At 72.7% G+C, this 11,710-nt stretch carries 2 protein-coding genes; both read right to left on the bottom strand.

The window, feature by feature from the left end; genetic code table 11:
- Window positions 1-8: 8 nt before the first annotated feature.
- Window positions 9-7,622, bottom strand: coding sequence for a hypothetical protein (locus tag ACX114_RS16345; protein ID WP_459299017.1), 7,614 nt, complete (start codon window positions 7,620-7,622; stop codon window positions 9-11).
- Complete coding sequence (locus tag ACX114_RS16340) at window positions 7,619-11,584, bottom strand: phage tail protein (protein WP_459299016.1); 3,966 nt, start codon at window positions 11,582-11,584, stop codon at window positions 7,619-7,621. The genes ACX114_RS16345 and ACX114_RS16340 overlap by 4 nt, the downstream gene beginning before the upstream one ends.
- Window positions 11,585-11,710: the final 126 nt, after the last annotated feature.

Here is an 11,710-nt window from a genome sequence, read left to right as displayed (position 1 = left end):
TTCCAGCGCTACGGGTTGAGCTCCACCACGGCGTCGGCTTCCTGGACGTGCACGCCGGAGGTGGTCGCGTTGCCGACGGCCGCCACGCGCGAGCCACCCAGGATGATGACGGAGTGGGCATATGGATCCGGCGGCGGCTCCAGCGGGAGGGGCTGGATGCCCAGGTCCTGCACCGGCTTGGGGCCGGTGGAGCCGTTCGTGTAGAACGAGTCCGCCAGCACCTCGTGCAGCACGGAGACATTGAGGATGCTCTCCTTCACGGTGGACGCCGCCGAGTCGATGCCGAGCACGCTCTTGTCCACCAACTGGAGCGCCTTCTTCGGGTCGCCCTCCGCCGCGGCCAGCACGGAGCGCACCTGGCCCTGCACGTCCTCGGGTTTCTCCGCGTGCATCGCGACGCGGTCCACCAGATCCCTGAGCGCGCTCGTGGGCGAGTCATCCTTCGTCACCGCGATGCCGTAGAGCGTCCGCGCCGCCAGGGTCACGTCCATGGTCGCGGGCAGCTTCGAGCGGACGTCCTGCATGGTGGGGACGTCCAGCACGCCCTTGGAGGGGAACTCCGGCACGGCCTGGGGCGGGAGGGGAACGGGCCGGGTGACGAGCTCCGCGAGCAGCGTGGAGAAGGCGTCGCTGGCCACGTCGCGGCGGCGCTGGAGGCCGCCCAGGAGCAGCTCCTGATCCAGGGGCACGCCCAGGGTGGAGCCTCCGCCCACGGGAATCTGGAGCGTGAGCTTGTCCGCGGGCATCGTCCACTGCGGGCGCAGCACCGGGCGGGGCGGCGTCACCGTCTCCGCGCCCAGCACCACGTTGCCGGTGAACGTCACCGGCGCGCGCTCCACGCGCAGGACGACGACGTTCACCGCGTCCAGGCACTGGCACCGGTTGCCGCTGAAGACGGTGGAGTCCGCGCGGCGCAGGTACACCGCGCCCACGCCGCCCTCGCTGCGCAGCTCGTTGCCGGACACGGCGGCGGAGATGACCGCGCCGCCGTTGCCCAGGAGGAGCAGCGCGGGGCCTCGCGCGGTGATGTCGTTGCCCTCCACCTGCACGCCCCGCTTCGCCTTCACCAGCGGGCGCGGGAGGATGGGGATGGGCTTGACGAGGAAGTCCACCAGCGCGGGCTGCACCTGCGCCGTCGCCGCCGTGAGGTAGCGTGAGGCCGCCGCGCTGGCGCTCTGGGTGGACGCGAAGTCCGCGGCCGTCACCGTGAGCGCGCGGTTGAGCACCGGCCCCGTGGCGAACTTCTGCTTCAGCGAGCCCAGCTGCACCAGGTCCTCCACGCGAGGCACCGACGCCAGCGTGGCAACTGCGGATGGCGCGGACTTGCCGAGGACCGCGCGGCCATCCGTGGTCAGCTTGGGCACCGGATCCGTGGCGAGGAAGGGCACGCGCGACAGCTTCGCCACCAGGTCCGGAGGCAGCGTGTCGGTGACGACGAGGACGCCCGCGCCGCCGCCTCCACCGCCCGCGTGGCGCACGGTGTTGCCGCGCACCACTGTCTCGCCCCGCCAGTCGATGGCGACTTCGTGGAGCACCGCCTGCGGCAGCGTGTTGCCGCTCTCCAGGAAGACGTTGCCCTTCACCACCAGCTCGCCGGAGCCCACGAAGGAGGCCACCGCCTGACCCAGTCCAGGTTCGCCCGCGGTGGGCAGGCCCGCGCAGGCGAAGAGGTGATTGTCGGAGACCACCGTCACGGACAGGTCCGGCAAGAGCCGCAGGCCCGCCACCGCGCAGCCCTCCAGCCGGTTGCCGTCCACGTCCAGCAGCGAGCCCGGATCCGTGGGCGCCTCGGTCAGCAGGTGCCCCGCCGCGCCCAGGGCGGTGATGCCGGTGACGGTGTCGCGCACGGTGTTATCCGCCAGCCGCACGCGGCCCTGCACGCCGGACACGAAGAGGCCGTCCGCGGGCAGCGGGAACGTGTCGAAGACGGGGTCCACCAGGTCGCCGGGGTCCGGGGCCTCGCCGCGAGCCAGTTGCTCCAGTGACTTGCGGAGCATGTCCAGGATGGTGTCCAGCTCCTGCATGCCGGTGACGACGGCGACGAGCGACGCGGAGACCTTGTCGGCGCGCTGGCGCAGGTACTCCTGGAGCCGGGTGACTCGGGATGCGTCGTCCTCCGCGGGGTCCAGGGCCTGCTCCACGGCGCGCAGCAGGACCGCGGCGGCGTCCAGTTCGGCCGTCACCGCGCTGGACTTGGCGACGGCCTCCGCGGCGGTGGTGGCGGGCTCGTCCACCAGCAGGTGCAGGGCCTGGCGCGCGGGCACACCGGCGTTGCCGCTGGTGAGCGCGGTGATGGCGTCAGTCACGCGCTGGAGCGCCAGCGTGCGGAGCTTCCCCTGGATGCCCACGATGTCCAGCACGCGGTCGTACTGGGAGAGATAGAGCTGCAACGAGCCGCTGAGCACCGGCCCCGGCGCCATGCCGCGCACCGCCAGCACCAGCGCGCCCAGGGCGGAGACCCAGCGCTCCAGCGGCTCCGCCTTCACCGGCACGGGCGGAAGGGGCGTGGGCACCGGAAGCACGTCCAGCGTCCGCACCCGGATGCGGTCCAGGAGTCCCCGGGCGATGGACACCTGCTCCAGCCGATTCTGCGGCTGGGCGATGGCGTTGAGCACCGCTTGGTGCGCCTGCAACGAGAGCGCGGACAGCTCCGCGTCGCCGCTGACCAGCTCGCCCAGCTGTCCCACCGCGGTGCCGAAGGCGCGTAGCTGCTTCTGCACCGTGTCGTCGGACTCGGTGACGAGGCCCGCCGCCTGCCGGTCCAGGTTCGTGGCGTACAGGCCGATGGTGGCGGTGATCCCCTGCGCCGCGACGCGCGCGCCGTCCTCCGGCGTGACGTCCGACGTGGGCAGCACGCCGGTGGTGAAGTCCAGCACCTGCTTGAGCGTGGCGCGCATGCGGTCCACCACCGGCTGAAGCTGGCCTCCGGTGCGCTCCACGTCGCGGTAGTCCGCCTCCACCTGCGAGGCCAGCGCGGGGTGGAGCTCCTGGAGCTGATCCGTCAGGGCGTCCTTGGACAGGCGCAGCTGCACGAGCACGTCCGTGTTGGCCTGCGCACCGCGGGTGCCCGGCTGGAGCGGCAGTTGTTGCAACGCGGCCTGGGCGAAGGTGCCGATGATGGTCTTCTTGGGCCCCGCCGCCTGGCCGATGACAGGCTGCCGCGCGCGCTGCGCCTGCGCCTCGCGCAGCCGGGCCACCTGGCTCAACGCCCCCGCCAGCGTGACGAGCGCGGTCAGCTCCCCCGGCCCGCCCTGCACCCGGGCCAGGGCCTTGAGGAGGAACTCCTGCGTGTCGGAGGGCAGTCCCTGCACCAGCGAGTCGAAGGCGCCCTTGATGCGGTCCGCCGTGGTCGCCACGGCGTCCTTGCCGGACACGGTGGCCAGGTCGAACTGCGCCACCATGTCCCACGCCTCCTGGGACAAAGGGTCCGGCGCGGTGAAGCTGGAGGCGCGCGCCAGCGACGAGCGCACCGCGTGCGAGGTCTGCGTGTGATCGTTGAAGCCCTGGGCGGTGCGCAGCTCCGCCACGTCGGTCACCAGCGCATCGAGGACGGAGTCGGGAACGGTCCCCAGGTCCTCCAGCGCCACCACCAGGGTGTCGAGCGGGCCGTACAGGCCCCGGCCGATCTTCTGGCGCCCGTCCACGTTCGCGCCCGTGTACTGCAACACGGTGGAGTACATGCCCACCACGGCGCCGTGCACGTCCGCGCGCTCCGGGCGGACGGCGGTGCTCGTGACACTGAGTTGCTGGAGCACCACGGTGATGGGCGGCAGCTTCACCGGCCCCGTCACCGGCGGCGGCTGCGTCGTCGTCACCGGCGCGTGCACGCCGTCCACCTCGTTGCCCTCCACGGTGATGCCGGAGCCGGACACCACCGCGATGCCCGCCGCCCGCACCTCCGCGTCCGGGAGACCGGGCGCGGCATAGGCCTCCGTGCGTCCCACCTGGAGCAGCCGGTTGCCGCGCACCTGCGCCTCGTCCACGCCCGCGAGCACCACCGCGCCCCGGAGCGTCAGCCGCTCCAGCCAGCGCAGCGCCGCGTCCAGGGGGGCTCGCACGCGGGTCGTGGCGTTGGCGAGCAGCGCCTCCACGAGCGGCCGGGGCCGGGCCTTCGCGTCCGCGCTCAGCACGGCTTCCAGGCCCGGGTCCAGGCGGGACAGCGCCAGCGTGTTGTCCTCCTGGGACGGCACGTCCGCGAGCGCCACCTGTTCGAAGCGGTTGTCCTCCACGCGCAGGCGCCCCACCGCGCCGCCGGTGCCCCAGGTGCGCACGGCCGAGTCCCCCAGCGCGCGCACCACGTTGCCCCGGATGCGCACGTCGAACACCGGCTGCGGACCGCCCAGCAGGATGCCGAAGCCCGGCGTGGACTCGCCGTCGCCTTCGATGCGGTTGTCCACCACCTCCACGTCCGAGGCGGGGCGGCCGTTGGACGCGCCGTCATCCAGGCCGTCACCCACGACGATGCCGGCCACCACGCCCAGCACCGACGCGGCGGGCATGGCCGGGAGGGAGATCCACGACTCGCGCACGCGCAGCGCCCGGCCCGCCAGTTGGATGCCCACCTGGAACAGGCCGTCCGACACGGCGTTGCGGATCTCATTGCCCACGATGTCCACGCCGTCGCCCGCGACCTGGATGCCCACGGCCGCGGAGCCCAGGATCTGGTTCTCCGCCACCACCACGCGGTCCACCGGCCCCGCGAGTCCCCCTTCCGCCAGGTCCTGCACCAGGATGCCCACGTGGAAGCCCTGGATGCGGTTGCCTCGCACCTCCACGCCCGCCAGCCGCCCGTCCGCCACGTGGATGCCCGTGGTCGCGTCTCCCAGCGGCTGGAGCCGGTTGTTGGTGATGGCCAGCGCGTCCACGAAGAGGCCCGCGCGCGGGAAGGACGCGAGGAAGCGCTCCGCGAGGTACGGGGCATACGGCGCCACGGCGATGCCTGTCGCCGCTCCGACGCGGTTCTCGTCGATGACGATGCGCGCGCAGGTGCCCGTCACCAGCACGCCGGTCGCCTCGGAGCCTGCCTGGTTCGCCTGGATGAGGCAGCGGCGGAGCGTCACGCCGCTGGAGTCCGCCAGCGTCACCACGCCGTGTGGCAGCGTCGCCAGCGCGTCGAGCAGCGGCTTCGCTTCCGGCACGTCCTCCAGCGGCTGGCCCGGATGCTGGCGTTGCAGCTTGCGCAACTGCACCAGCGTGGCCACCACGGAGCCCGCCGCTCGGCCCTGGCCCGGGACGATGGCCTTGATGCGGTCGACGACCACGTCCACGAAGTCGGCCTCGGCGGCCGGGTGCTTCACGTCGTCCTCCTCCAGCACCCGGTCGTCGTCCACCTCCACCAACGGCACGAAGCGCTGACCGTTCGACATGGCCACGCTCGCCTTCACGGCCTTCACCACGGGCTGGAGGCCGCCGCCAATCACGACATCCTCGAAGGGAGCCTCCACCAGCTTGAAGTCCTCGATGCGCAGGTCGCCGTCCAGGCCGCACCGGTCCACGAAGAAGGCGCCGCCGGAGCCCTGGGTTCGCAGCTCGGTGGCCTCGCCGTCGCCCAGGAGGTGCACGGAGGACAGGTTGCGCAGGAGCACCGGGTGCTCGAGCTTGTAGCGGCCGGCTCGCACGAAGATGGAGCCGCCCTGCCCGCCCAGGCTGTCCACCGCGGCCTGGAGCGCCTCGTCGCCGGTGATGCCTTCGAGCAGGTCCTGGTCGACATCGCCGAAGCTGCGCACGCCGTCGCCCACCACCACCGTGAAGACTCCCGGACCGATGACCCGCTCGGAGAGCTCCACCAACCGGTCTCGCACCTGGGCGAGCGGCAGGTAGCGCGGGCGCAGGTCCTCGAAGGTTCGCGTCGCGCCGCCCGTCACTCGCGCCAAAGGCACGCGGTGGTGCACCGGGCCGTGCACGGGCGCGTCGGTGAGCTGCTCGACTTCGCCCCTGGCCGCGCCGTCCGCCGCGCGCACTCGCACGGTGAAGGACCAGTATTCGGTCGCGCGCCCTTCCGTGTTGCCGAAGGCCAGCGTGATGCCGTCTTCGAAGCGGTAGCGCACGTTGGGCACCAGCAGGTCCCCGCCGTCCCACCGGCGCACCACCGCGCCCTGCTCCGGACTGAAGGCCCGGCCCAGCGTGCCTCCCACGGGCAGCGGCACGGGGTCCGTGGTGAGCACGTCGCTCGCGTCCGCCAGTTCCAGCTTGCCCGTGTCCGCCTGGACGCCTCGCAGCCTCCGCAGTACCGGCAGTGAGGGGCCCTCCGGCTGGAGCCGGGTGACCCGGTCCTCGATGACGACGAGGTCTCCCGCGCGAAGCTTCGCGGCGCTCGCGGGGGAGACCTGGAGCGTCATCGCATCCGCCGCCGCGGGCGCGGTGAGCGGGAGCACCGTGGAGCCGTTGTCTCGCGACCACAGCACCACCGGCTGCGCTCCGCCCCGGAAGAACTCCACGCGGAAGTGGAGGTTGTCGGAGCCCGTGTAGCCCTCGCCCGTGGAGGCGTTCTCCGTGGACAGGCAGCGGTCGCGGCAGGGGTCCAGCGGCTCGGGTGGTAAACGGTCCGGGAGCGCGCCCTTCGGGATGTTGGTGGTGAGGCGCGCGCCGCTGGTGGGCGTGGGCAGGTCTTCCGCGTCGGTCGCGGCCAGGCCCTGGAGTGCGCGCACCTGGGTGACGAGCCGCAGGCGCACGGTGGTGTCCTGGCCGTCCAGCGCGGGCTCCTCCAGGAACGCGTCGTCGTACTGGGTGGTGGTCTGCTCCCAGCAGTCGAGGAAGAAGAAGTGATGCCTTGAGCCGTCCGTGGGCAGCGCCGCCAGCGGATCCGCCTCCGGCAGGTCTGGCTGCGCGGAGTAGCGCAGGTCCTGCTCCAGGAAGACGCGCACGCCGTCGAGCAGCATGCGGCCCGCGCCCGGCAGCGTCCCGTCACCGCCCCTGATAATGATATCGGCGCCCAGCGCCGCGTCCTCCACGCGCAGCGCGGCCACCCACGTGCGGGCCACGGGCGGCAGGCCCAGCACACCCCAGGAGCGCAGCTTTGACGGGTCGACGCTCGCGAACGCGGCGACGGGGAAGCGCACGTCGTTCCAGCCCGTGGGCCGCTGTCCCAGGCCGGCGGAGAAAACCGTCTCGTTCCCGTCCGTGTCCGCGACGACCACTTGCAGGTTGATGAACTCGTCGTCGGTGGGCGGCCGTTCGAAGCGCAGGCTGATGACGAGCGCGGAGGCGGTGAAAGCCGTTCCGTCCGAGCGCGGTACGGCCGTGAGATCCAACGGCGTGGGCAGCGTGCGTCGCAGCGCGATGTGGCCCCGGCTGCGCACCACGAAGGGCAGCGTCTCCGTGTCGTAGCGGTCCAGGCGCAGCTCGCGCGGAATGGTGCGCTCGTCGTCCGCGGGCAGGCCCTGCCCCGTCCAGCCGAGCACGTTGCGGATGGGGTCCACGAGGTACGTGTCGACGATGCGGAAGCCGTCGTCGGGCGAGCCCTCGACGACGTCGGCGGAGCGGCGGCGCGCGTCCACGGTGCGCAGCCGCACCTCCTCGTTCCAGTCAGCGTCGAGGCTCATGCGCCCCATCTGCTGATAGACGCCGGAGAACCGACGGGCTTCGTCGAAGCGGGACCTGGAGGTGTACGCTTTCACGGTCATGGTCGGCTCATCCGAATGAGGTCGTCCTGGCTGCGGTCGGCGTGGAAGGGCGTGATGCCAATGGGCATGCTGTCGTCCGTGCGCGCGTACAGCTCGCGCTCGTGATCGGAGCGCTCGTCGTGGGCACCGGGGACTCCGCCGCGCTCGGAGGCGTGGAGCGCTTCGGGGCCGTTGTTGTCGCCGAGGACGAGGTAGCCCGGGTCCGTCTGGCGGTTCGACTGGAAGGACACGGTGTGCACCCGCGACTGGTGCGACACCGGAGGCTGTCCGCCGCGCGCATGGAGGCTGTAGCGCAGCCATCCCAGGTCCGGCCGGTCCGTGCGCACCTCACCGGCGAAGGCGCAGGAGGACGCCTCCAGCACGCCCGCCTCCGTGGCGCCCAGCACCGTGCAGTGGCGTAGCCGCACGCTCGCGCCCGCGGCGCGGATGGCGACGGCGTCACGGTCTCCCGCGTCGAAGGTGCAGCCCGCGGCGATGAGGTGCACCCACGGCGGCAGTTCGATGATGCCGACCATGCAGCCGTAGAGACGCAGCTCCACGTCGGCGGGAGGCAGTGAACGCCGCGCGCTGATGTCCTGGTGCCCACCGCCCGGCATCCACAGGCCCACCTGTCCGGGCACGCCCAGATTGCACCAGCGCAGGTCCGTCTGCCCCCGAGCGAGCACCAGGTCCAGCCGACCCGCGAGCCACAGGCCCGCGAGCCACACGCGCGTGGCCGCGCTGCCGCCGAAGCCCGGATAGAGCGCCAGCGAGAGGCCATGTTCATCCGCGCCGATGCAGGGCGCCGCACCCGTGTCCGCGGCGAAGAGGGACAGCCCGTTGTCCAGTCCCTGAGACAGACGCTCCGGAGCCAGACGCGGCGAACCGATGAGGCCCAGCACCGGGGGCGCGCCGACCAGGCTCCCTTCCGTGATGTTCGCGATGTCCGACGGCGCCCGGCCGCCAGTCGCCTGCACCGAGGGCGCGCTGGTTGCGACGCCGGGGCGCTCCTGGCCTCCAGTCGCCTGCACCGAGGGCACGCCCAGGTTGGGGCCTTGCGCGCCAGGCCGCGCCTTGCCACCAGTCGCCAGCACCGAGGGCACGCCCAAGTTGGGGCCTTGCGCGCCAGGCCGCGCCTTGCCACCAGTCGCCGGGACCGGGGGCCCGCCAGGACCTTGCGAGCCGGTAGCGCCGCCGGGCCGCGCCTGGCCTCCGATAGCCAGCACCGAGGGCGCGCCGACGTTGAGCCCCTGCGCGATGGTCGCGACGATGGGCCGCGTCTGGCCTCCAGCCGCCAGCACTCCGCCCGCCCGCGCTGGGGAGATCCACGCGGTGACAGGAAGGCCGGTGGCGGATCGGTCGCCTGGACGGTCCGGCGGGTCGTTGAACGGGAAGTCCGGCTCCGCCCACGCGGCGGGCGGACGGCGGTCCGGCGGCAGCAGCCCCGCGCCCAATGAAGCGCCCCGCCCTACCCGCGCGGAGACGGTGACGTGGCCCACGGGCGCGTCGTCCTGGAGCACGACGCGGCCCAGGCGCGGATCCACCGCGACGATGCCGGACGCGATGCTCGGAGCGAGCGTCGTCCACGGGCCCAGGCTTCGCTGGCGCAACGTGAACGGGTGGCGCCGCAGCCGTCCCGGCACCGAGTAGCGCCGCGCGCCGCCAGCCACGGAGGCATCCCGTGAGTGGTACGCGCCACCGGGCCGGGAATCGAGTGGGAGCGGCTGGCCCTCGCGAGGCTCGATGAACACGGCGCCGTCGTTGGCGACGTTGAAGCGCAGGAGCTCATCCGGGAGCAGGGCCAGCTCCGGCAGGAAGGCCAGGTAGCCGCGCCCGCCCAGAGAGAAGACGACCTCCGACGCGGGCAGCGGCACTGGCTCCACGAGGAGCACGCGACCATCGACGTACAGCGCTTCGCCCGGAACCGGCGGGTTCGACCCCGAAGGCTCTAGCGCTCCCGCGATCCAGGCACCCTCGCCTGTCTTCAGCGTCATCAACTGAGGACGCGTCGTGTCCGCCCAGACGAGCGCCTCCGCGCCATCGGCGGTGGTGGTGGCCACGAGCGTTCCGGGCAGGTTCGCGGTGATGGGCAGGGGGGCCAGGGGACGCCAGGCCGGGCTCGCGGAGGCCGGGTCACAGGACATCACCGGCACGGCCAGTTCTCCCGTCACGGCCTCGCCGCCCAGGAGCATCAGTCCTTGCGCCGTGCTCAGCAGCGTCGCGGCCTTGCGCTCCTGGCGGTTGCGCACCGCATGGGGCCGCCACGGTCCGCCCGTGACCGGCAGCGACCAGAGATCTCCGGTGGGCGCGCCGCCCAGGTCACCGCCGAAGACGAAGAGCCGGCCGCCGCGCACGCACAGACTGGGGGCCAGTCGCGCCGCGGGCTGCCGGGGACTCGCGGTGTCCAGCCGCGTCCCCGTCGGAGTCGCGCTGTCCAGGCCTGTCACCGACCACACGCCCAACTTCCCCGTGCCGTCCGGTGCCACCAGCAACAGCGAACCACCAGCGGTGGCCAGCGACATGCCTGGACCGTCCGGAGGCAGTGCGTTGATGAGTTCCGTGACCTGCCATGGAGCACCGTCGGCGCTGGCATCGAAGCGGGCAAGACGCAGGCTGCCGTCCGCGAGATGTTGCTCGATGCGCACGACCCACGGCGCACCGGCCAGGTCCACTCGGACGGCATTGCTGCGGGGCAGTCCCTGTCGCAGACCGGCGGCGAGAGTGCGCCACGTGCCATCCACGTCGCGCAGCCGAGGCTCGCCGCTCACCCGTTCGACGAGCAGCGCCGCCGTGGTGCCGCCCAGGATCTGGTTCGCTTCCGGCGTGACGGTGACGGTGTTCAGGGCGCCCGGTACCAGCTCCGTGGACAGGAGCACCGTGTCCGAGTTCTCACGTGCGGCGAGCAGCGTCAGTCGCCACGTGTCTCCAGGTGAAGGCCGGCTCCGGTCCGCGAACCGCAGCGTGGGCGAAGGCCCCACGGGCGCGGTGGGCAGGGGGCCGCGCAGGAGCGGCAGGGTCTCCGGTCCCACCAGCGGAATGCCGTCAACGGAGACGGTGATGGCATCCGCGCGCTCGGCGGCATCGGCATCCTCGGCCAGCGCGGTGGGGGTGAGCAGCATCGCCGCCGTACGTCCAGTGGCGAGCGACGGAGGCGCGGGTTCATGACGCGCGGTGAGGCCTCCGGTGAGGTCCGCGCGCTCCAGCGGCTTGAGCCATACCAGGGGACCATCCCGGTCCAGCGGATCCACGCGGAACCCCCGGTAGCCGTTGGGCAGCGGGAGCACGGAGGCCGGGGTGACCTCCTCCAACTCCACCGGCGTCAGGCGCGCGGTGCGGATGAGGGCGACGTCCGGCCGCGCCCAGCCCAGCAGGTCCAGCGTGCGCGGCGACGCGGCGACACGGCCCGCATCCGCGCTTCCCAGCCGGCGCAAGGCCTGGTCGAGCGTCTCTCCCGGCGCGATGCCGATGAAGGGCCCACGCTCCGGGATACCCTCGCGGGGACGCTCGATGCCAGGCGAGCGGCGGGTGAGCGGATCCGCGAGGCCGATGGGATCCCACAACACAGCGCTGCGACCGCGCCAGGGCAGCAGGTCGTTGAGGTCCTGGGTCTCCAGCAGGGAGCGGAAGGACTCGTCCACCTCCGCGTCCCACAGACTGGTGACGGAGAGCACCTCCTCCAGCGACGCGAGCGTGCCCTTCCGTCTGCGCCACGCCACCGCACGAGCCACCACGCCGCGCTGCACGCGAGGGTCGTCGGTGATCAGCCGCGCGCCCATCAACTCCGCGAGCAACGGCAGGGTCTCAGGGCCCGCGCGCTCCACGAAATGATCATCCCAGAGCTGCTCCACCGCCCGGGCGAATGCGTCCAGCTCCATGCCCAGCACCGCGAGCAGCTTGAGGAGCGGCTGGTCCGCGAGCGTGGAGTCCCGCGCCGTGTAAAGGCCAGGGAGTAGCTGGATCAGTCGCTGGGAGGGCCGGCTCATGGGGTCCGCGCCTCCACGAGAACCAGCGTCTCGTCGCAGCCGCGGTGGTCCGTCCTCGCGCAATGGTCATCGGCGCAGCACGGCGAGGAATGGCTCAGAGGTCCTGAACTTCCTGTCGGACAGGTC

The sequence above is a fragment of the Corallococcus sp. M7 genome, assembly GCF_054512695.1.
The sequence above is the reverse complement of the archived record's forward strand: the minus strand, read 5'-3'. Positions and strand labels throughout refer to the sequence as shown.